Source organism: Parvimonas pharyngis (assembly GCF_046569675.1).
GTDB lineage: Bacteria > Bacillota > Clostridia > Tissierellales > Peptoniphilaceae > Parvimonas.
The window spans coordinates 57,717-79,062 of sequence record NZ_JBKICJ010000005.1 but is presented as its reverse complement, the minus strand read 5'-3'; the positions used below and the strand labels follow the sequence as shown (position 1 = coordinate 79,062).

24 protein-coding genes and 1 other annotated feature are annotated in these 21,346 nt (G+C 27.5%); of the genes, 4 read left to right on the top strand and 20 right to left on the bottom strand.

All coding sequences use genetic code 11. The features are described from left to right. Positions 1–417 (bottom strand): NUDIX hydrolase, encoded by a 417-nt coding sequence (locus ACLGL0_RS06610; protein ID WP_233056321.1) that lies wholly within the window; start codon positions 415–417, stop codon positions 1–3. 159 nt (positions 418–576) lie between these two features. Here ACLGL0_RS06610 and ychF point away from each other — a divergent pair, with 159 nt between their 5' ends. After that, on the top strand, positions 577–1,671 hold the full coding sequence (gene ychF, locus ACLGL0_RS06605) for a redox-regulated ATPase YchF (RefSeq protein ID WP_411014093.1): 1,095 nt from the start codon (positions 577–579) through the stop codon (positions 1,669–1,671). A 40-nt stretch (positions 1,672–1,711) separates the two neighbouring features. Here ychF and ACLGL0_RS06600 read toward each other — a convergent pair whose 3' ends face one another. From ACLGL0_RS06600 to ACLGL0_RS06585, 4 genes are read right to left on the bottom strand one after another with little or no spacing between them, the layout of a single operon-like run. Next, on the bottom strand, positions 1,712–2,779 hold the full coding sequence (locus ACLGL0_RS06600) for an ABC transporter substrate-binding protein (protein WP_411014092.1): 1,068 nt from the start codon (positions 2,777–2,779) through the stop codon (positions 1,712–1,714). Next, complete coding sequence (locus ACLGL0_RS06595) at positions 2,776–3,477, bottom strand: class I SAM-dependent methyltransferase (RefSeq protein WP_411014091.1); 702 nt, start codon at positions 3,475–3,477, stop codon at positions 2,776–2,778. Before ACLGL0_RS06595 ends, ACLGL0_RS06600 begins: the two co-directional genes overlap by 4 nt. Continuing rightward, positions 3,464–4,255 (bottom strand): ABC transporter ATP-binding protein, encoded by a 792-nt coding sequence (locus ACLGL0_RS06590; protein ID WP_411014090.1) that lies wholly within the window; start codon positions 4,253–4,255, stop codon positions 3,464–3,466. The genes ACLGL0_RS06595 and ACLGL0_RS06590 overlap by 14 nt, the downstream gene beginning before the upstream one ends. Further along, positions 4,242–5,258: a FecCD family ABC transporter permease gene (locus tag ACLGL0_RS06585; protein ID WP_411014089.1), complete on the bottom strand. Its 1,017-nt coding sequence runs from the start codon at positions 5,256–5,258 to the stop codon at positions 4,242–4,244. The genes ACLGL0_RS06590 and ACLGL0_RS06585 overlap by 14 nt, the downstream gene beginning before the upstream one ends. A 233-nt stretch (positions 5,259–5,491) precedes the next feature. On the opposite strand from ACLGL0_RS06585, the gene ACLGL0_RS06580 reads away from it, so the two are divergent. Both ACLGL0_RS06580 and ACLGL0_RS06575 read left to right on the top strand, forming a co-directional pair. Then, positions 5,492–5,692, top strand: a complete 201-nt coding sequence (locus tag ACLGL0_RS06580; RefSeq protein WP_411014088.1) for a hypothetical protein — start codon at positions 5,492–5,494, stop codon at positions 5,690–5,692. 39 nt (positions 5,693–5,731) lie between these two features. Continuing rightward, positions 5,732–5,932: a hypothetical protein gene (locus tag ACLGL0_RS06575; RefSeq protein WP_411014087.1), complete on the top strand. Its 201-nt coding sequence runs from the start codon at positions 5,732–5,734 to the stop codon at positions 5,930–5,932. Positions 5,933–6,174: 242 nt separating this feature from the next. On the opposite strand, the gene ACLGL0_RS06570 is transcribed toward ACLGL0_RS06575, so the two are convergent. The 9 genes from ACLGL0_RS06570 to rplU form a co-directional block, all read right to left on the bottom strand. After that, positions 6,175–6,612, bottom strand: a complete 438-nt coding sequence (locus tag ACLGL0_RS06570) for a hypothetical protein (protein WP_411014086.1) — start codon at positions 6,610–6,612, stop codon at positions 6,175–6,177. A 290-nt stretch (positions 6,613–6,902) separates the two neighbouring features. Then, positions 6,903–7,793 (bottom strand): M15 family metallopeptidase, encoded by an 891-nt coding sequence (locus tag ACLGL0_RS06565; protein ID WP_411014085.1) that lies wholly within the window; start codon positions 7,791–7,793, stop codon positions 6,903–6,905. Positions 7,794–7,866: 73 nt separating this feature from the next. Then, a complete protein-coding gene (gene rpmF, locus ACLGL0_RS06560; RefSeq protein ID WP_009448574.1) occupies positions 7,867–8,046 on the bottom strand; it encodes a 50S ribosomal protein L32 in 180 nt (59 codons plus the stop codon). Positions 8,047–8,137: 91 nt separating this feature from the next. Then, a complete protein-coding gene (locus ACLGL0_RS06555) occupies positions 8,138–9,325 on the bottom strand; it encodes an acetate kinase (protein ID WP_411014084.1) in 1,188 nt (395 codons plus the stop codon). A 172-nt stretch (positions 9,326–9,497) separates the two neighbouring features. Next, entirely contained in the window at positions 9,498–10,094 is a 597-nt protein-coding gene (gene plsY, locus ACLGL0_RS06550) for a glycerol-3-phosphate 1-O-acyltransferase PlsY (protein WP_411014083.1), read from the bottom strand. Next, positions 10,087–11,412, bottom strand: a complete 1,326-nt coding sequence (gene der, locus ACLGL0_RS06545) for a ribosome biogenesis GTPase Der (RefSeq protein WP_411014082.1) — start codon at positions 11,410–11,412, stop codon at positions 10,087–10,089. Before der ends, plsY begins: the two co-directional genes overlap by 8 nt. Before the next feature lie 81 nt (positions 11,413–11,493). Further along, complete coding sequence (gene rpmA / locus ACLGL0_RS06540) at positions 11,494–11,772, bottom strand: 50S ribosomal protein L27 (RefSeq protein WP_233056332.1); 279 nt, start codon at positions 11,770–11,772, stop codon at positions 11,494–11,496. A gap of 3 nt (positions 11,773–11,775) precedes the next feature. Next, entirely contained in the window at positions 11,776–12,114 is a 339-nt protein-coding gene (locus ACLGL0_RS06535; protein WP_347713970.1) for a ribosomal-processing cysteine protease Prp, read from the bottom strand. After that, on the bottom strand, positions 12,114–12,425 hold the full coding sequence (rplU, locus tag ACLGL0_RS06530; protein ID WP_233056334.1) for a 50S ribosomal protein L21: 312 nt from the start codon (positions 12,423–12,425) through the stop codon (positions 12,114–12,116). Before rplU ends, ACLGL0_RS06535 begins: the two co-directional genes overlap by 1 nt. A gap of 10 nt (positions 12,426–12,435) precedes the next feature. Continuing rightward, positions 12,436–12,505: a sequence feature (ribosomal protein L21 leader region), on the bottom strand. A 297-nt stretch (positions 12,506–12,802) separates the two neighbouring features. Between rplU and ACLGL0_RS06525 the strand changes: the two genes are divergently transcribed. Next, positions 12,803–15,751: a transglycosylase domain-containing protein gene (locus ACLGL0_RS06525; protein WP_411014081.1), complete on the top strand. Its 2,949-nt coding sequence runs from the start codon at positions 12,803–12,805 to the stop codon at positions 15,749–15,751. A 29-nt stretch (positions 15,752–15,780) separates the two neighbouring features. Here ACLGL0_RS06525 and mnmA read toward each other — a convergent pair whose 3' ends face one another. From mnmA to ACLGL0_RS06495, 6 genes are all read right to left on the bottom strand, one after another. Then, on the bottom strand, positions 15,781–16,857 hold the full coding sequence (gene mnmA, locus ACLGL0_RS06520) for a tRNA 2-thiouridine(34) synthase MnmA (protein ID WP_411014080.1): 1,077 nt from the start codon (positions 16,855–16,857) through the stop codon (positions 15,781–15,783). 10 nt (positions 16,858–16,867) lie between these two features. Continuing rightward, positions 16,868–17,704 carry a DegV family protein gene (locus ACLGL0_RS06515; protein ID WP_411014079.1) on the bottom strand — a complete coding sequence of 279 codons (837 nt, stop codon included), beginning with the start codon at positions 17,702–17,704 and terminating at the stop codon, positions 16,868–16,870. Between the two features lies 1 nt (position 17,705). Then, positions 17,706–19,040, bottom strand: coding sequence for a phosphoglucosamine mutase (glmM, locus tag ACLGL0_RS06510; protein WP_411014078.1), 1,335 nt, complete (start codon positions 19,038–19,040; stop codon positions 17,706–17,708). Between the two features lie 144 nt (positions 19,041–19,184). Beyond that, on the bottom strand, positions 19,185–20,468 hold the full coding sequence (locus ACLGL0_RS06505; RefSeq protein WP_411014077.1) for an MFS transporter: 1,284 nt from the start codon (positions 20,466–20,468) through the stop codon (positions 19,185–19,187). A gap of 12 nt (positions 20,469–20,480) precedes the next feature. Then, positions 20,481–20,636, bottom strand: a complete 156-nt coding sequence (locus ACLGL0_RS06500) for a hypothetical protein (RefSeq protein ID WP_233056340.1) — start codon at positions 20,634–20,636, stop codon at positions 20,481–20,483. Between the two features lie 21 nt (positions 20,637–20,657). Then, positions 20,658–21,242: a methyltransferase domain-containing protein gene (locus ACLGL0_RS06495; protein WP_314558199.1), complete on the bottom strand. Its 585-nt coding sequence runs from the start codon at positions 21,240–21,242 to the stop codon at positions 20,658–20,660. Positions 21,243–21,346: the final 104 nt, after the last annotated feature.

Here is a 21,346-nt window from a genome sequence, read left to right as displayed (position 1 = left end):
TTATCTTTTTTTCTTTCTCTTTTCATAAAAATAATTAGCACTCTTTAACATATTTCTTTCCGCATCATGTTTTACTAATTTCATAGCTTTATCATATGGTAAAAATATAGCTTCTACAAAACCTTCCTCCCTTTGAGGAATTAAATTTAAATCTTCAGGCTCCATATAAAAATAATGAACTGTCTTTTTTACTTTTTCGCCGTCATTATGTTGATAATCATACTTTACAAATCCCAAGTACTTTTCAATCTTAGCACTTATTCCAGACTCTTCTTGTACTTCTCTTATCGCAGCAAGTTCAATAGTTTCATTATTCTCAAGTCTACCCTTAGGTAGAACCCAATCGTTACTAAACTTCTTCAATAACAGAAATTCGCCATTGTGAATAACAACTCCACCAGCACTAACTTCTAGCATACACCCTCCTATTATCTTGTCTCATATCTTCCTAATATTATACCATGAAATTAGCTTACATTCAAATTATACTATTATATTTGATTATAACAGAGAAATTATGTTATAATATGTCTTGTGTATTTCAGATAAAAAAACAAATAATAAAGGAGATTTTAAATGAAGTTAGGAATAGTTGGACTACCAAATGTAGGTAAGAGTACATTATTTAATGCAATTACAAAAGCCGGAGCTGAATCAGCAAATTATCCTTTCTGTACAATAGATCCTAATGTAGGTCTTGTAAATGTACCTGATGAAAGATTAAATAAATTAACAGAACTTTATAACTCAAAAAAAACAATCCCTGCTGTTATAGAATTTTATGATATTGCAGGTCTTGTAAAAGGTGCAAGTAAAGGTGAAGGTTTAGGAAATAAATTCCTATCTCATATTAGAGAGGTTGATGCTATCGTTGAAGTAATAAGATGTTTTGAAGATGAAAATATTGTCCATGTTGATGGAGAAGTTAACCCTTTAAGAGATGTTGAAACAATAAACTTAGAACTTATATTATCCGACCTTGAATTAGTTGAAAAAAGATTAGAAAAAGCTAGAAAATCTTTAAAGGGAAATAAGAGCTTTAAAGAAGAAGTTGATCTTTTAGAAAAAATATTACCAGTTTTAGAAGAAGGAAAATCAATTAGAACATTAACATTTGACGACAATGAAAAAGCTATATTAAAGAACTTTTCTCTACTAAGCGTAAAACCTATCATCTACGTAGCAAATGTAAATGAAGATGATATGTTAGATGAAGGCCGAAATAATGAATATGTAAAAGTATTAGCAGACTTTGCAAAAAAAGAAAATTCTGGTATTGTAGTTATCAGTGCTCAAATCGAAAAAGAAATTTCTGAACTTGAAGATGATGAACAAGTTGAATTTTTAAATGATTTAGGTATTTCTGAAAGTGGTGTTTCTAAATTAATTAAAGAAAGCTACAGCCTTTTAGGTCTTATGAGCTTTTTAACAGCTGGCCCAGAAGAAACTAGAGCTTGGACTATTAAAATTGGAACAAGTGCTGTAAATGCCGCAGGAAAAATTCACTCAGATATTCAAAGAGGTTTTATTAGAGCAGAAATAGTAAATTATGATGATTTAATTTCACTTGGAAGTATGGTAACGGCTAGAGAAAAAGGTCTTGTTAGACTTGAAGGTAAAGAATATATTATGCAAGATGGAGATGTAGTTTACTTTAGATTTAATGTTTAATATAAAAAACAAAAGACTGTGTTTAAAACACAGTCTTTTTTTATTTTCCTAAAATATTTTTTACTTCATCATCTTTTAATTCGTAATTATAAAATAATTTGTAAAATTCTTTTACTTCTTTTTCCATATCATAATTATATATTTCTGGATAAACTAGATTTCCTAACCATTTCATACCAATTACTCTATTAATTGCTGGTGGTCTACCAAAGAAATTATAAGGTCCAATTGGAGCATAAAATACTTTATTTTCTTTTACAGCTTTTAAAGTTTTAAAAGTTTCTTCGCCTTTAATTTGGTAAGCTAATTCTTTTGATTCAAATATTAATAAGTCTGGATTTGCCTCTGATAATTTTTCAAATGGAATTTCATTTCCTGTTCCACCTTGAACCTTTTCTACTGTAATAGCATTTTGAGCACCTATAAATTCAATAATATCTGCGTGAATAGAACCTTTTGCATTTGCATTAAGTCCTGCTTTTCCTCCACCATAGTATACTTTTTTAACATCTTTAATCTTTGCTTTATTTTCTTCGATTTCTTTATAAGTTTTTTTGATATATTCTGAAAGTTCCTTTCCTCTTTCTTTATTTCCTAAAACTTCAGCAAGTCTATCAAAAGCTTCTGGTAATTTTTCAAGAGTTAATTCTATGAAAACTACAGGAATTTTTAATTGTTCTTGTAATTTATTCAAATCTTCTTCAATTCCCTTTTTCTTTTCACCCATATCAATTATAACATCGGGTTTGGCATTAATAACAGCTTCCATGTTAAGATTTGCTTTCTTTCCATAAAACGCTCCAAATTCTGGTAAATTTTTTAATTGATCTGAGACATATTTTTCAGTACCCTTTGAGAATTTTGATGCAACACCAACTAATTTGTTAGGCACAAAAATATGCAACATAACTTGAGCTGAATTTCCTGATGGTGCAACCCTGTCAATTTTTTGTTTTAAAGTAACTTCTCTTCCTAAGTCATCTTTAAAAACTCTTGTTTCTTCTTTTGTCTCTGTTTGTTCAGTTTTCTTTTCTGAAGGTTTGGAACAAGCTGTAAATAAAAGTCCAAAAGTCAAACAAAGAGCTAAAATTCTTTTAGATTTTTTCATATATCCTCCTTATTTACCACTACAATGGCTGTATTTTTAGGTTTAGAATAATATTTTGTAAATACCTCACCATTGTAAGTATAATCTATATCTTTTACATTAGATATCAATTTTTTCCCATCTTCGCCATACCATTTATCTAAGTATTTTAAAACTTCTTCTTCATCTTTTAATGGTTGACCAAATTCGTATGTTTGCCTATAAATTTTATAAGGAATTTTCCTTTCTTCTAGAAATGTGCAAATATCTTGAATTGTATTTTTATTACGATTATGAACAATATTTTTTTCGACATCGTTTCGTATTATAATCATCCTTTTATTAAATAAATTATAAAAATTGTAAAAATAATCTTCAATATTCCCAAAATGGCTAAATAAAATATTATCTGGTTTCCCAATTTTTTCAACAAGTTCCCCATTATAACAATTAGAACAAATAGTTTTGAAATTTTTAATATTTTTCTTTGAAATGCTATCTCCAAGAATTCCTAATACATGTTCATCATAATCTACTCCGATTATATCGCTGAAATAATCTGATAATTTCATAGGTAAAATTCCTAAACCACAGCCAAAATCAACAAGACTTTCTCCTTCTGGAATGATTTTTTTAATTTCCAATTTCATATTATCGTGATATTTAGTATATTCTGAAGCTACTAGATACCATTTTATTCTATCTTCATTCCAAAACATAGTCTTTTCTAACCTCCTTATAATCAGGAATACAATACTTACCATCTTGTGTTTCTATTAGATTTATAGGAACATTGTATAATTTTTCTAATGTTTCTTTATTTAAAATTGAGATAGTCCCAAATTGACTTTCCTTATTTTTCTTAATAATTAATATTTTATCAGCATAAGTTAAAGCATGATTTGGATTATGAGTTGTAATTAAAAAACCTATATTTTTTTTCTTTAATGAATTACAAATTTCCATAATTTTAAGTTGGTTTCCATAATCTAGATTAGCAATAGGCTCATCCATAAAAATATAATTATTAGCTTGTAACAATGCTCTTGCAATTAGCACAAGCTGTCTTTCTCCACCACTAATTTGTCTATAATTTTTATCTTTTAAATACGAAATTCCTAAAGTTTTTAAAAACTCAACAGATTTTTCATAATCTTCCTTAGTCGTTTTATAAAAAAATCCATCTTTTTTAGAATAATTTCCCATTAATATAACATCAATAACCTTATAATCAAAAGCTGGAAAATGAATCTGTGGAATATATGAAATAAATCTCGAAAGTTTTTTACTATCTAATTCTTTTAAATCAAAATCATCAATAATTACATTTCCATTTTTAATAGGAATTAGTTTTAAAAGTGCTTTTAATAAAGTTGATTTTCCAGCCCCATTTTCTCCTAAAATGCAGATTATCTCTCCTTTATTTAATGAAAAACTAATATCTTTTAATATTTCATTCTTCCCATAAAAAACATTTAAATTTTTAACCTCTATCATAATCTCTACCTTTTTTATAAATCAAATACAAGAATATTGGAGCTCCGATAAAAGAAGTAACTATTCCAATTGGAATTTCTGATGTAGTAATATTTCTACATAAAATATCTACTACAAGTAAAAAACTTGCCCCTAAAAGACCTGATGCTGGTATTACAAATCTATAATCGTCCCCAAAAATAAGTCTTGCAAAATGTGGAATTATTAGACCAATCCACCCAATTACTCCTGTTACAGCAACACTTGATGCTGTCATTAATGTAGCAAAAAATATTATAATAAATCTTATTTTTTCAGTATTAAGTCCAAGTGTTTTTGCCTCTTCTTCTCCCATTGTAAATATATTAATTTCAATCTTATATAAATTTGAAACGATAAGTCCGATTACAATTGGGAAAAATATAAATTTAAAATCTATCATTTTTACTGATGCAAAAGAGCCCATCAACCAATATGTTATGCTTGGAAGCTGATTTTCTGTATCTGCAACAAGTTTTACAAAAGATATTAAAGAAGAAAATAAACTACCTATCATCATTCCAGTTAAAATAAGCCCTAAAATTCTATCACTTCTAAAAATTTTACTTAAAGTATAAGTTACAAAAACAGAAAGAATTCCTAAACTAAAAGATAAAAGTGTTATTTCAAAAAAATTAAAATACATAAGTATTCCAAAAGCACAGCCAAAAGCTGCAGCTTGTGTAGTTCCCAAAATATCGGGACTTACCATAGGATTTTTTAAAAGACCTTGATATAACGCTCCACTTGTTGAAATTCCAGCTCCAACAAGTATAGTACATAATACACGGGGAATCCTTATATTCCAAATAACTGTACTTGCAGGTGAATTATCAACTATTCCATAAAAAATTCTATCTATAATCACTTTTATTACATCAAAAAATTTAATTGGATATCTTCCAATACTAAAAGACATAATAAAAGATAAAATCAAAAAAAATACTAAAAATATAAATTTTATTCTTGTCTTTTTTTCAGTCATTTCTATCTTCTCCAAAAACTATAACGTTATATAGATTATAAAGTATTAATATGAAAAAGTCAATTAAATTATTAATTATTCATATATAAAATTTTAAAATTTAATTAAACAATTAATATTCGCAAGATATTATAGTTTTTAGCGAACTTTTTCACAGAAAAACTTGACAGTTATAAATATATATGATATGCTCACTTTAGAAATATATTGTGTAAAAAATAGGAGGTTCTGTTATGACATCAAAAGAATTATATCTTAGAATATTATTTACTATTCTAATAATTCAAAGTGTATATATTCATAAAAAATATGTTGTACCGACATTAAAAAATAATGGGACTTATGAAGGATATAAATTGTATTTAAGAATTGGGTTAACAGTTGTTACTTCGATTGTACTTTATATGGCGTACATTTTGTTTCTCGCCCGATAAACTCTTATAAAAAATATATGAAAATTTGGAGGTGCTATTATGACATCAAGAGAATGGTTTCTTTTTGTGTTATCTTGTATTATGATTTTTAATATACAGATACTTTATAAAAAATTTGTAATACCTAGTATAGAAAAAGAAAAAAATATATCACTTAAAAAATTTGTAATATATAGTAGAATTGTATATTTTATAATTGTTGTAGGCTTACTTTATTTTATGATATTTTTTAGGTATTAATCTTAATGTATAATTTCAAAATTTATATATAAATAGCATAAAAAAATCCCACCTTTCCACGATGCTTCGCTCCGGGTTGGTTCCTGGTAACCTTATTGCTTCACAATAAAAAAAGTAATGTTTTTGTTAACATTACTTTTTTCATATAATAATAATATACATTGTAAAAAATTTTTCTCTATTAGTCATTCAGACTTAAAAATTCTTCTAATGTAAGTTTGTTTTTTAAATTATTCATACTTCTATAACTCTTCAATTTTAAAATGTTCTAATTCTCTATCACTTCTTACAATATATTGTTTATTTGCACGAAAATTAAATTCTATTTTTTCTTCAAATAATACATTATCAATCTTACTTTTATAATATTGATTCACTCTTTGTACATTAACTTCATGTATTCCCTTAGCTATTAACATTTTATTATTAAAACAAAAAAGAGCTATTTTTGAGAAATGAAGATACTCTCCATCAACATGCGAAATTCTTATCCCTCTAGTTCCAATAACATTTTCTTTAGGATAATCATTTCTATTTACTCTTTCAAAATAGACTACAGCATATTCTGGATTTTGGCGTTTCCAAGATCTTATTTTTAGATTATATATATAAAATACTATACCTAAAGTAAATAAAAAAAATAATATACAAACTATTAAAAAAACAACTACTCCTATCATATTATTCCCTTTCTTTTTTCTTCTAAAATTAATTAATTTTTATCATTGTATCATAATATACAATATGAATCAAATACAAAAAAGTTTAGAAACTTCTTTAAAGTACAATAGTAAATATATTTACATATTATTATTTATGTTTAATAACTAATGAGAACCCCACCCTTTCACGATGCTTCGCATCAGGTGGGTTCCTGCAAACCTTGTTGTTTCACAATAAAAAAGTAATGTTTTCATTAACATTACTTTTTTCATATAATAATTTTATACATTGTAAAAATTTTTCTATATTAGTCGTTCAGTCTTAAAAATTCTTCTAATGTAAGTTTGTTTTTTATTATTTTGTTCGCATTTTCTACTCCAACATAGCGGAAATGCCAAGGTTCAAATCTAAAATTAGTTTTATCTTCTTGGTTTTCAGGATAGCGAAGAATAAATCCATACTTATGAGCATTTTTGGTAAGCCATTTAAATTCTTCTGTATCTTTAAATTCTTCTTTTAGATTTGTTGCCTCATCTTTACCAAAAATATCTATACTTTGTCCAATTTGTGATTCATTATGCCCTGCAGTAGCATATAAAGCATAATTTACATTTCTATCAGACTTAGGAGCGCTTTTATGAAGTTCTTTTTGTTCGTCATAGCTTATATAAGATTTATATAAATCTAAAGTTATTTTTTCTCTATTTGCATCAATTTTCATTAATTCAAATTGTTTTTCAACAAATTTATCAAATTTAGGATCAAAATCACTTGGTAATCCATACTCAGTATTAACTAATAAAATACCTTTTATTACTTTGAAATTTTTATCTTTAGATACATTCTCTATATTTTTACTTTTTACAAAATAAAATTTTTCGCCAAGTTTTATTTTACTTACACCGTCTTTATATCCAAATACTTCAACATATTTATTTTTTTCTATTTTCCCATTTTCTTTTTGTAAATCAGAACTATCATAAATAGATGTTTTTTCAACAGTTTTTGCATAATTTGTTAAACTTTCTGAAAAATCAGACACTTCTGGTATGCTTATATTTTCAAAATTATAAGGCATCTTCTTTTCGTTTTCTAATTTTTTGTTTTTATTTTGAACATAAAAAAATATTATTGAAGTAATTATTATTATAAAAATTGATGAAATGATAATAACTTTTCCATTTTTTACTTTTTTCAAAATTACCCTCTATCTTTTCTACATTAATATATAATTAAAGGGATTTAGAAAACTAAATCCCTTAAACTACTTTTTATTCAACATCTAATACTTTTCTTCCTTTATACATTCCTGTGTCAGGATTAACTCTGTGAGGTACAACCAATTCATTAGTTTCAGGATCTCTAACTAGAGCCACTTTAGGTAGTCTATATGAAGATGCTCTTCTTTTGTCTCTTTTTGCTTTTGAAGTTTTTCTCTTTGGTACTGCCATTAATAACACCTCCTCTGAATTTTATAACATATACCTCCGTTTCAAACGGATAACAGAAGTATTATACTACAAAAAAATTAATTTGTCAACATTATTTTACTAAATTCATAGTATCTCTCGCAATCATTAATTCTTCATTTGTAGGAACAACTAAAACTTTTACTCTTGAGTTATCAGCTGAAATAATAGCTTCTTCTCTTGTGTCATTCTTAGCATCATCAATAATGATTCCATATTCTTCCATATTTTCTAATATTAATTTACGCATTGAAGCTGAATTTTCTCCAATACCACCTGCAAATGAAATAGCATCAATATGACCTAATTCTGCCATAAATCCACCTACATATCTTCTTACTCTAGTAATAAACATATCTAATGCAAGTTGAGCTCTTTCATTTCCTTTTTCAGCAGCTTCTTCTAAATCTCTAAAATCTGAACTTAATCCAGAAACTCCTAGAACTCCGGATTTTTTATTTAAAATTTGATTCATTTCATCAGCTGAATATCCTTTTTCATTCATTAAGAATGTCATAACTGTAGGGTCAATATCCCCACTTCTTGTTCCCATTAAAAGACCTTCTAACGGAGTTAATCCCATTGTTGTATCATAACATTCTCCGTTTTTAATTGCTGCGATTGATGATCCATTTCCTAAATGAACAGTTATAACATTTAAGTTTTTCTTGTCTGTATTTAATAATTCAGCAGTTCTTAAAGTTACATATCTATGGCTTGTTCCATGGAAACCGAATTTTCTAAGTCTATAATCTTCATAGTATTCATAAGGAATCGCATACATAAATGTTCTTGCAGGCATAGTTTGATGGAATGCTGTATCAAATACTGCAACATTTTTCTTTCCTGGAACTAAGCTTTCACAAGCTTCAATACCCATTAAGTTTGCAGGGTTATGTAGCGGTCCAAATTTAATAAATTCTTTAACTTTTGCTTTAACATTTTCATCAATTATACATGAAGCAGTTAATTTATCTCCACCGTGAAGTACTCTGTGTCCAATTGCATTAACTTCATCTAAGCTTTTAACAACTCCGTATTTTTCGTCAACAAGAGCATCAAATACATGTTTAATAGCTGCTGTATGATCTTTCATAGCTTCTTCAACAACTAATTTTTCACTTCCAACTTTGTGAGTTAATTTTGAACCTTCAATACCAATTCTTTCAACTAATCCTTTACATAATACACTTTCATCAGTCATATCAAATAATTGATATTTTAAAGATGAACTTCCACAGTTAATAACTAAAATTTTCATTAATGTCCTCCTAAATTGTTTAAAAACATATTTTACATACATAAATATTTTACTATTTTGAGCTTAATAAGTCAATACAATTTTATATTATTATAAAAAATCTAAAAATTTTTTAATAAAAAATTATAAAACAAAAAACAGAAATTCTTTAGAATTTCTGTTTATAATTTTCTTATTTTTTTACTGTAATTTTATTTTCAGTTCCATTTAATAGTCTAATAATATTGCTCTTATGTCTAAATATAGTAAGTCCTGCTAAAAATACAAATGTTAATAAAACATTAGTATCTCTATAACCAAAAATTATATATGATATAGGTAAAGCAGATGTTGTTGCCAACATTGATCCTAATGAAATATATTTAGTTAATAAAACTATAGCTATAAAAAATGTAATAGCTAAAATTGCAACTTTATAGTCTAAAAATATAATAAAACCAAAAGATGATGCTATTCCCTTACCGCCTTTAAAATTCAAAAATACAGGCCAATTATGACCTAAAACAACAAAAATTCCAGCTAATAATACACCATTTAATCCTAAAAGTTTCATTCCTATAAAACAAGCTAATATTGACTTTAAAACATCAATAATAAAAGTCAAAGCTCCCGCTTTTAATCCAAAAACTCTTAATGCATTTGTTGTTCCAGCATTTTTACTTCCATAATCTCTAATATCTTTATTGAATAATAATTTTCCGAAAATCATTCCTCCGGATATATTACCTAAAAGATATGAAATAATAATACAACTGATAACTTTAAACATTTTCTTCTCCTCTTGCTCTAAGTTCAAAAACTATAGGTGAAGAAGTAAATGAGAAATTCTTCCTAATTTGATTTTCTAAATATCTTAAATAAGAAAAATGCATCAATTCTACTTTATTAACAAATATAACAAATTTCGGAGGTCTAACCGAAACTTGACTTGCATAAAATATTTTAAGTCTTTGTCCTTTATCTGTCGGTGGTGAATTATGAACTACTGCATCATTAATAATATCGTTAAGAATTCCTGTTGAAATTCTTGTACTATAATTTTCATCTGCAATTTTTATAGCATCAAAAAGTTTATCTATTCTTTGACCAGTTTTAACTGAAATGAAAACTAATTGTGCATAAGGAACAAAACTTAATTTAGTTCTAATATCATCTTCAAAAGCCTTATAAGTTTTATTATCTTTTACTATTAAATCCCATTTGTTAACTGCAATAATTAAAGCCTTATTTTGCTCTTTAGCAAACCCTATAACTTTTGTATCTTGCTCTGTAACACCTTCAGTAGCATCTATTAAAAGAATAGCAATATCAGATCTTTCAACTGCATTTAAAGTTCTAACAACACTATATCTTTCCAAATTTTCAGTTATATTCTTCTTTCTTCTAAGTCCTGCAGTATCAGTAAAAATATAAGTTTTTCCATCAATCTCAACTCTTGAATCAATAGAATCTCTTGTTGTTCCTGCAATATCAGAAACAATCATTCTCTCTTCACCTAAAATTCTATTCATAAGAGAACTTTTACCTACGTTAGGTTTTCCGATTAAAGCAATCTTAGTTACATCATCCTCTTCTCCAGTATATTTGTTTTCAGGAAACTCTCGAATAATTTCATCAAGTAAATCTCCAAGTCCAAATCCTTGAGTAGCAGAAATAACATTTAATTTTTCATAACCAAGTTCGTAAAACTCATATACTTCAGCTGGTGTCTTGTGACTATCAATTTTATTTATTGCAAGAACAATTGGTTTTTTTGTTCTTCTTAAATAGTTTGAAATTTCTCTATCTTCATCCATCAAACCATTTTTTCCATCTACAACAAATAAAATTACATCAGCATTCTCCATAGCAACATCTGCTTGAGCTTTAATTTTTTGTAAAATTATATCATCACTATTAGGCTCTAATCCACCTGTATCACACAGAATAAAATGTTTGTTTTGCCATTCAGCATCTTGATATAATCTATCCCTTGTAACACCTGGAGTATCTTCAGTAATAGCTATTCTTTTATTAATAAGTTTATTAAAAAGTGTTGACTTTCCAACGTTTGGACGTCCAACCACACAAACTAAAGGTCTTTCCATAACTTCACCTCCATCTTCTTAATATATATTTTATCATATTTTATTATTTAAAAAAATAAGCTCCTTAGAAGGAGCTCATTATTATACTGGATAAATAGAAACTTGTTTTTTATCTCTACCTTTTCTTTCAAATCTTACAACACCAGAAACTTTAGCAAAAAGTGTATCATCTCCACCCTTACCAACATTTACTCCTGGGTGTATTTTTGTTCCACGTTGTCTAACTAAAATATTTCCTGCAAGAACGAATTGTCCATCCCCTCTTTTAGCACCTAATCTTTTAGCTCTACTATCACGACCGTTTTTAGTACTACCTAAACCTTTTTTACTAGAAAAAAGTTGTAAATTCATTTTTAACATACTCTACACCTCCTTATAATAAATCTCAATATATTTATTATATTCTTTTTTCAATGATATAATGCCAACTTCAAAAGTTCTAATTATAGTCTGAACATCTCTAATCTTATAATCATCCAAGTTATCAATATCTATCATCATTCTTAAATATCCATCTCCTACTTCTAAATCCATGTTCTTTGAATCTAAAGCACAAATTTTTTCAATAGCATTTGGTGTATTTATTGATAAAATAGACAATGATGCACAAAGAATATCATTTTCTTCACTAAAATCAGCATGTCCATCCATTTCAAATCCATAATATAAATCTTTTTTCTTAAAAATATAAATATTAGTCATTAAAATACGATACTTTCAATCTTAACTTTTGTAAATGGTTGACGATGTCCTTTTTTCTTTCTATAATTTTTCTTAGCTTTAAACTTGAAAATTATAACTTTTTTTCCTCTTCCGTGTCTTTCAACAGTACCTTCAACCTTAGCTCCTTCAACTACTGGAGAACCAACTTTAATATCTCCATCTTTAGAAACTAAAAGAACTCTATCAAAAGATACTTTAGAACCTTCTTCAACATTTAATTTTTCAACAAAAATACTTTGTCCTTCTTCAACTTGGTATTGTTTACCACCAGTTTCAATTATTGCGTACATAGTGCACCTCCTCATTCTTAAGACTCGCCGAAATTAGGTGCTATGCTTTAAAAACCTAATCCGTGCGGTAACACAACAAGTAGTATATCATAAAAAGAACAAAAAATCAAGGATTTTCAAATTTTTTTAGTTGAAAAATAGAATCAATCATCAGTATCGTTATAAACATCTAAATTTCAACGTTTTCGGCATATTTATATTATTTTAATTTTATGATATAATTATTGTAACCTTGTCCTTATGACAAGACTATAATAAATTCATCAAAATTACTTGATAGTGATTTTATGTTTTTAAAATTTGTTTTTTTACTTTTAAAACTAGATAAAAAGGTAATTAATATAAATTTAAATGATTGTTCTTTGAGGAGGTTTTTTATGTCAGGAAAAAAAATAAAAAGTATACAATCGAAAAATAAAAAAGACAAAGAAAGTCCTTTAAAACCCTTTTTAAGAATTTTAAGTATTACAATATTGGCAATCTTAATGATTGGAGCAGGTATAACTGGTATTTTTGCAACAACTTTTGTTGATATTATGAAAGATGCTCCTGTTGTTGATACATCTAATATGAATGATCTTATGATTCAATCATCAAAAATTCTTGATAGAGATGGAAATGTGGTTGAGAAAATAGAAAATTTAGAGAACAGAACTATTGTAAAGCTAAGTGATGTACCTCAGCATTTAATAGATGCTTTTATTTCTATCGAAGATGAAAGATTTTATTCTCATAATGGTGTTGACCCTATTGGTATTGCAAAGAGTCTTTTAGATACTGCTAGAGGTAGACTTAGAGGTGGTTCTACAATTGCACAACAGTTAGCGAGAAATATGTATCTTTCAAATGAAAAGAAAATAGAAAGAAAATTAAAGGAAGCATACCTTGCTATTAAAATTACTGATAGCATAAAAAGAGAAGGTGTTCTTGAGGCTTATTTAAATAGAGTATTCTTAGGACAACACTCTTACGGCGTTCAATCTGCAAGTCAAGGTTACTTTTCAAAAGATGTTAAAGACTTAACTATTGCAGAGTCAGCTCTTCTTGCAGCTATTGTTCAAAGTCCAACAAATTATTCTCTTTATAAAACTATTAAGCCTGAAGATGTAAGTGATGAAGCTTCAGTTATTAAAGACTTAAATATAGGAGGACAAATATACAAGGCTGTATATAATCCTAAAGTTTTAGATAGACAAAAATATGTTTTGAAAAAAATGTATGAACTTAAAAAAATAACCAAAGAACAATACGAAGAAGCAATTAATGAAGATGTTTTTGCTGCTATAAAACCAAACAAAGGTTTTGAAAGAGAAGTTTCAACTTACTTCACCGAATATGTTAAATATCAAGTTGCTGAAAAGTTAATGAAAAAATATAATTATTCAAAAGAAGACGCTTGGGACAAAATTTACAATGGAGGTTTAACAATCCATTCAACAATGGATCAAAACATTCAAAAAAAATTAGAAAATCTTTACAGTAATTTTGCAAGTGTTATGAATGCTCCAAAAAGCGGTGGACCTGCATTTGCATCGTTTAATAGAGATAAATCAGGTAATATTACGGATGCAAAAGGAAAAGTAATATTTTATAAAAAAGCTAATCTTTTAGATGGAAATAATGGTATTATAATTCCAAAAGGAGAATTTACTGTTAATGAAGATAAATCATTAGTCTTAAAGAGTTCAAGAGTAACAGTTTATCAAAATGTTCTTTCAATAGCTAGTTTTTATACTATTAATAATCAAAATAACTTAGTTACTCATGGAATTGGAAATTTCCAAATCCCTGAAGATAAATTAACTAATGAGGGAGAAAAAACTTTTAAAATTTCTGCAGATTTCTTTGAAACATACAAAGATTTCTATAGTGTAAATAATAACGGAAATTTAGTTTTAAATTCTAAATATTTCCAAATTGATGAAAATGGAACTGTTCAACCTCAATCATCTTCTGTTGTAATTGACCACACTAATGGTGAATTAATTGCAATAATTGGTGGTAGAGAAACAACTGGTCGTCCACTAAATAGAGCTTATAGAGTTCCTAGACAACCAGGTTCTACAATGAAACCATTAGGAGTTTATACTCCTGCATTAGATAACGGATTTACAGCCGCTACTGGAATTGATGACGCCCCACATTATAACGACAAAGGTGAATTATGGCCTAAAAACTGGTATAATGGATATAGAGGTTTACAAACATTAAGAACAAGTCTTGTGCAATCTATAAACGTAAATGCTGTTAAGGTATTAGAAAAAGTTGGAATAGAAAAATCAAAAGAATATCTAAAGAAATTCGGAATAATTAATGGAGAAAATGAATTAGATGATACTTATGTTTCAAGATCTGAAAATGTAGATTACAATGACGAAAACTTATCAAGTATGGCTCTTGGTGCCATGACAAGAGGTGTAACAACTCTTAAAATGACAGGAGCTTATGCTGCTATAGCAAATGATGGAAAATACCTTGAACCAATATCATTTACAAAAGTTGTAGATTCAACAGGAAAAGTTATATTAGAACCAGATCAAAAGCAAAATGAAGTTACTTCTAAAGAAAATGCTTTTATTATGAGAGATATTCTTAAAGGAGTACCTGATGCAATGGCACCTGGTGCAAAGCATCCAACCATAGAAGTCGCAGGAAAAACTGGTACAACAAATGATATCAGAGACTCTTGGTTTGTTGGTTTTACACCTTATTATACGATTGGTACTTGGATAGGATTTGATAATCAAAATATAGAACTTAACAACAACAATTCAATGGCTGCTACCCTATGGGGAAAGGTTAATAAAATTGTTCTTGAAGGAAAAGAAGCGAGAAAATTTGCTCCAGCTCCTGAAAATGTAATAAAAAGATATGTTTCTATGATATCCGGTTTATTAGTTCCAGAAGGAGCAGGTGGAGTATACGAATACTTCGTAAAAGGCACTGAGCCTACAAAATACGAACAACTATATTATATAATTTACAAAATTGATACAAGAAATGGTAAATTAGCTAGTTCATCAACTCCTGCACAGTATATAGAAGAAAAGAAATTCTATATAAAACCTAGTGCATATAAAGAAGGTAAAACTAGTTACTCAAGTGATGAGTTTATAAACGCACCACCTAGAGAAGTATCAGATATAGTCGATACTAATGAATCTCCAAATCCTACTGATAATAATACAAATACTAATCCTAATCCAAATAATGGAGATAATAACAATAATAACAACAACAATAATAATAACAATAATAATAACAATAACAATAACAATAATAATAACAATAATAATGGTGAAAATAATAATAACAATAATCCATAAAAAAAGAGTTGCAAATCGCAACTCTTTTTTTAATATACTTCATCAATTATTCCGCCACCAACTACAATATCATCCAAATAGAAAACAGCTGACTGTCCTTTGTTTGGCGCTCTTACAGATTTTTCAAATTCTGCAAATAATTCACTATTTTTATAATATAATAATGCTTTTGTTTCACTTTGTCCATGTCTTACTTTTACATTTACTTCTAATGGTTTTTCTAAATTATCAAATGGAATAAAATTTTCATCTCTTATCTTTATTTTGTCTTTATATAAAGCATCTTCATCAGATAATGTAACTGTATTGTCAAAAGCATTTATTTTTGATACAAAAACTCTCTTTCCAAGAGCGATTCCAAGTCCTTTTCTTTGACCAACAGTATAATAAACTATTCCATTATGTTTTCCTAGTTTTTCACCTTTTTCGTCAACGAAATAACCTTCCTTAATAAGTTCTGGATTTCTTTGTTTTATAAATAATCCATGGTCCCTATTTTGAACAAAACAAATTTCCTCACTATCTTTTTTTGAATAAGTTAAAATATCCTCATTTTTAGCTATTTCCCTTACTTCATCTTTTAGCAAATCAGCAAGTGGAAATATAGTCTTTGAAAGAACTTCTTGACTAGTATTATATAAGAAATATGTTTGATCTTTCTTAGAGTCTTTAGCTCTTTTTAAAAGATATCTATTGTAGTCTTTATTAAATTCAACCTTTGCATAATGTCCTGTAGAAATAAAATCTGCCTTTAAAGGCTTTATTTTATCTACAAAACTATTAAATTTTATATATTTATTACAAGCAACACATGGATTTGGTGTATATCCTAGAGAATATTCTCTAACAAAATTTTCAATTATCTTTTTGTCGAACTCTTCTCTAAAACTCATTGTATAATGTTTAACACCCATAGCTTCAGCAACTATTTTTGCATCCATTACAGAAGACAATGAACAACAACCTTTTTCTTCATCATATAGATGACCTTTTGGTACCAAATTCATTGTAACACCTATTACTTCATATCCTTCTTTCAATAACAAATGGCAGGCAACACAACTGTCGACCCCGCCACTCATTCCTAAAATTACTCTTTTATTCAAAACTACCTCACTAATAGCTTATAATTATTCCGCCTTCATTTTCGTAAGTAGTAGATAAACCTCTAGCGGAAACAATTAAAACATCTTTAAAATTATATTTTTCAATAATTTTTTTCTTTATTTCCTTTGCTCTTTCAAAACAATTACAATGTGTAATTACCATTGTTTTTTCTTGAAAGTTAGAACAATTTTCACCTATTGCATCAATAAGTTCACAATATGCCTTTTTTAGGCCTCTGACTTTTTTATAAATATCTATTTCTCCATCTACACCTTGCATAACTGGTTTAATAGAAAAAGCAGAAGCTATCATTGCTTTTATTTTAGAAATTCTACCATTTTTTATTAAATTATCAAGACTTTCTAAAACAAAAAATATTTTCATTTCTGAAATGTATTTTGTAACATTATCTACAATTTCTTGAAATGTCATCTTTTTGTCTATACATTCTTGTATTTTTATAGCAACTAAAGTTTCTCCAGAAGCAGCTGACTTAGTATCAAAAATATGGATTAATCTTTCGCCTTTTTCAAGTACCATAGTTTTAGCTAAACAAGCATTAGAATATGTTGCACTCAATTTGCTTGACAAAGTTAAACAAAAAATTTCCTTAGCTTGTTCAAATTTATCCATAAAAAGCTTAGGAGAAGGTGCAGCAGTTTTTATAGAACTTGCTTTTTTCATCTCTTCTATATATTTATCTATATCTAATTTTTCATCATCTAAATAATCTATATCATCAAGTTGTAATGTTAGAGGAACCATTTCAATATCTACTTTTAGTTCCTTCTTCAATTCTTCTGTAAAATCACAACAACTATCAGCTACTATGAGTCTATCTTTCATCTTATCCTAACCTCTCTTCAATAAACTTTGCAAGTTTATTAGCTTCAACTTCTAATTCTTCTTGATTTTCTCCTTCAATCATAACTCTAACTAAAGGCTCAGTTCCTGAAGGTCTTATTAAAACTCTACCATTTCCTGAAAATTTTTCTTCAATTTTATTTATTTCAGATACAATTTCTTTATCTTGTGCATAAGCATTTCTATTTTCAAGCTTAACTTTTGCATTTACTAAAACTTGAGGATATGAAACCATAAGCTCATTAAAATATGATAAATTATTTATACTACTAGCAACTAATTCGCAAATTTTTAGGGCTGTAAATGTTCCATCTCCCGTAGTACTATCATTTAAGAAAATCATATGTCCAGATTGTTCTGCACCCAAAATATAGTCATGTTCAAGCATTTGCTCTAAAACAAATCTATCTCCAACTTTAGCTGGTACAAAATCAACATCAATTGAATCTAAGTATTTTTTAAGACCAATATTACTCATAACTGTTCCAACAACAGCATTATTTGTTAATTCATCTTTTTCTTTATATGACTTAGCCATAGCTGCTAAAATATGATCTCCATCCATGATATTTCCTTTTTCATCAACAGCTAAGCATCTATCAGCATCACCATCAAAAGAAAATCCCATGTCAACATCATTTTCTAAAACAGCCTGTCTTATTACTTCCATATTTGTACTACCACAGTTTAAATTTATATTCTTCCCATCAGGAGCTGTATTTAAAGAGATTACTTCTATTCCTAATTCTTCAAATAATTTTCTAGCAATTTTATAACTAGCACCATTTCCAAAGTCAACTGCTATTTTTAAATTTGAAAAATCAGCATCAACTCTTGATTTTAAATAGTCAGCATAAATAGAAACCGCTTCTTTTTCTTCTGTGAAAATCCCTTCTTGAATTTCTCCAAAATCAAAATTTTCATCATCTAAAATACTTTCAACTCTATATTCTATTTCATCAGAAATTTTAAAACCATTTTCATTAAACACCTTAATACCATTATAAATATAAGGATTATGGGATGCTGAAATAACAGCTCCTCCAACAGCTTTAAAGTATTTGATTAAGTAGGCAACAGTTGGTGTTGGAGCAATTCCTACTGTAACTACATTAAGTCCTATTTCCAATAAACCTTTTGCTAAACTATTTTCAAGATTTTTTCCACTTTCTCTAGTGTCTCTACCAATTATAAATAATTTTTCTTCTTTATCTTTTAAAATGTATCCAACAGATTTACCTAATTTATAAGCAAGTTCATCAGTTAAATTTTCTCCATAAACTCCTCTGAGGCCATCTGTTCCAAAATAATTTCCCATTTTATCTCCTAATTAATTCTCTATAATATTCATGATTATATAAATAATCACTGTAATTATATCACAAATTATTAAAAAAATCATTAATTATAAAATAAAAAACAATTATTTAATTGCTAAATAATTGTTTTTATAAAATACAAACTATATTGTTCTTCCTACATTATCTTTAATCTTTAATTGTGCCATTAATATGCTGATCAATGTTATTCCAATAACAATAAGGTATATTGATTTGTTTTGTTCAAAACCTAAAATACCATTTGGAATTAGTTTTGAAATCCATAAATATACTCTATCTCCAAAATAAACTCCCATCGCAAAAAATAATTGAAATATTCCCATACTTACATTTCTATCTTCTTTTTCAAAATATTGCATAGCCATTGATATTAGACATGTATAAGCAATTCCATATCCAAAACCATTAAACATATATCCTAAAAAAGCAGGTACATATGAATCAGTTAGTATTATAATTATATAGAAAACTAAACTTGATATCAAACCTAGTACTAATGTCTTCTCTATTCCGATTTTTTTTGCAAAATAAGTTCCAGCTAGAACACTTGCAATCAATTGAGGGAAAGCAAATAAAACATCAATATATGCCAAAAGAATTGGTGGCATATTTAAAGTAACCTTAGCATAGGCAATCATATTTGCTCCGGATGTTGAAAACTTTATAAAAGATACTAAAACCGCAATCAGACAAATATATAAGTAGCCTTTAAACTCAAAAACTTTTTTTACTTTTTCAAAACTAAATCTCTTTGCAGAATAAGAAACATCTTTTACAAAAAAAGTTAAGATTAAAGCTACTATCGAAATTGTAGCAGAAAGCCCCCAAAGCAATTTAAAATTTTTATATGCTCCAAAAGTTGATAAATACTGTATTGGAGCTGCGATAAACTCTGCGAGAAGTGGTGCAGTAGATAAAATTGATGCTGAAATTGCAGCTTTTTCTTTTGAAAAAGTTTCTGAAAACAACACATTAAATACCGCTAGCATTGAAGCACAAATACCCATTGCTATTGATGAAAAATAAAGAGAGTTATATCCAGGTTTTAATACAACTAAAAAAGAAGTCAATGTTAAAACAAAAAGTGCAATTTGAATAAATATTTTCTTCTTATTAAAAATATCACTCAAAATAAATATAGGCAATCTAATAAAGCAACTTATAAGTCCATATGCCGATGTTATCTGAGCTGCTAAAATAATCGAATATCCAAGTCCACCCTCTTCTATGGGACTAATAGCATAGAGTTTTCTATAAGCTCTTACAACTGTTATTCCGCTCCAAAATAGTACAAAAAGCCAAAATATTAATTTTTGATTTCTATCTAAATCATATTTTTTTGAAATAAAAAATACGATAATAAAAGTTAAAACAATCATAAAGATTGATGAATAAAGTTTAATCATTTTTTCTCCTAATTATTTTGGCTTAAATGCTAAAATTTTTCCACGTCTAATATAATCTCTTAAATTTAACTTATGACCCCATTTTGCCAGATATTCGTCTGTCAACTCTTCTTCAATTATTGTATAAAGTTCAAAACCAACTTTTTTCAATATATTCTTTAACTTCACCGAAGTTATAGATCCAGCAACTCAAGTCGCATGAAAAATTGGTTCATCTTTTACCCAAGTTGGCAATTCATTAAATTGAACAATATCAGAAATTGAAATTCTTCCACCAGGTTTTAGAACTCTAAAAATTTCAGAATAAACTTTCTCCTTATCTTCACATAGATTTATAACACAATTTGAAATTACACAATCAACTGTATTACTATCTACTTTTAGGTCATCAATATCAGATACTCTAAAATCAGTATTTAAAAATCCTTTTTTACCTCTTATATATTTTGCTTTTTCAACCATTTCATCAAGTCTATCTACACCGATTACCAAGCCTTCATCACCAACTATTTTACATGCTTTAAAAACATCCATTCCTTTGCCACAGCCTAAATCTAGAACTGTTTCTCCAGCTTTTAAATTCGCATTTTCAATTGGGTTTCCGCATCCTAATCCAAGATTTGCACCATTTTCCAAATCCTCTAAAGTATAGCCTAAACTTAAGGCAATTCTTTCTTCTATTTCTTTACTATCTTCTGTTTCATTTAATCTGTCATTTAAAGCAATATTTTTATACAATTCATCAATTGCTTTTTTGTTATCACAACATTTCATAATTTCCCTCCTCAACGACTTCATTATTTTACCATAAAACAAAATATTAGTCTATTATATAGATAACCAAAATTTCCAATTCTATTTAATTATTTAATCATTAT

Coding starts and splice junctions, on each gene's coding strand:
- ACLGL0_RS06610 (WP_233056321.1), bottom strand. CDS start 417: ATGCTAGAAGTTAGTGCTGGTGGAGTTGTTATTCACAATGGCGAATTT.
- ychF (WP_411014093.1), top strand. CDS start 577: ATGAAGTTAGGAATAGTTGGACTACCAAATGTAGGTAAGAGTACATTA.
- ACLGL0_RS06600 (WP_411014092.1), bottom strand. CDS start 2,779: ATGAAAAAATCTAAAAGAATTTTAGCTCTTTGTTTGACTTTTGGACTT.
- ACLGL0_RS06595 (WP_411014091.1), bottom strand. CDS start 3,477: ATGTTTTGGAATGAAGATAGAATAAAATGGTATCTAGTAGCTTCAGAA.
- ACLGL0_RS06590 (WP_411014090.1), bottom strand. CDS start 4,255: ATGATAGAGGTTAAAAATTTAAATGTTTTTTATGGGAAGAATGAAATA.
- ACLGL0_RS06585 (WP_411014089.1), bottom strand. CDS start 5,258: ATGACTGAAAAAAAGACAAGAATAAAATTTATATTTTTAGTATTTTTT.
- ACLGL0_RS06580 (WP_411014088.1), top strand. CDS start 5,492: ATGACATCAAAAGAATTATATCTTAGAATATTATTTACTATTCTAATA.
- ACLGL0_RS06575 (WP_411014087.1), top strand. CDS start 5,732: ATGACATCAAGAGAATGGTTTCTTTTTGTGTTATCTTGTATTATGATT.
- ACLGL0_RS06570 (WP_411014086.1), bottom strand. CDS start 6,612: ATGATAGGAGTAGTTGTTTTTTTAATAGTTTGTATATTATTTTTTTTA.
- rpmF (WP_009448574.1), bottom strand. CDS start 8,046: ATGGCAGTACCAAAGAGAAAAACTTCAAAAGCAAAAAGAGACAAAAGA.
- ACLGL0_RS06555 (WP_411014084.1), bottom strand. CDS start 9,325: ATGAAAATTTTAGTTATTAACTGTGGAAGTTCATCTTTAAAATATCAA.
- plsY (WP_411014083.1), bottom strand. CDS start 10,094: ATGTTTAAAGTTATCAGTTGTATTATTATTTCATATCTTTTAGGTAAT.
- der (WP_411014082.1), bottom strand. CDS start 11,412: ATGGAAAGACCTTTAGTTTGTGTGGTTGGACGTCCAAACGTTGGAAAG.
- rpmA (WP_233056332.1), bottom strand. CDS start 11,772: ATGTTAAAAATGAATTTACAACTTTTTTCTAGTAAAAAAGGTTTAGGT.
- ACLGL0_RS06535 (WP_347713970.1), bottom strand. CDS start 12,114: ATGACTAATATTTATATTTTTAAGAAAAAAGATTTATATTATGGATTT.
- rplU (WP_233056334.1), bottom strand. CDS start 12,425: ATGTACGCAATAATTGAAACTGGTGGTAAACAATACCAAGTTGAAGAA.
- ACLGL0_RS06525 (WP_411014081.1), top strand. CDS start 12,803: ATGTCAGGAAAAAAAATAAAAAGTATACAATCGAAAAATAAAAAAGAC.
- ACLGL0_RS06515 (WP_411014079.1), bottom strand. CDS start 17,704: ATGAAAGATAGACTCATAGTAGCTGATAGTTGTTGTGATTTTACAGAA.
- glmM (WP_411014078.1), bottom strand. CDS start 19,040: ATGGGAAATTATTTTGGAACAGATGGCCTCAGAGGAGTTTATGGAGAA.
- ACLGL0_RS06505 (WP_411014077.1), bottom strand. CDS start 20,468: ATGATTAAACTTTATTCATCAATCTTTATGATTGTTTTAACTTTTATT.
- ACLGL0_RS06495 (WP_314558199.1), bottom strand. CDS start 21,242: ATGAAATGTTGTGATAACAAAAAAGCAATTGATGAATTGTATAAAAAT.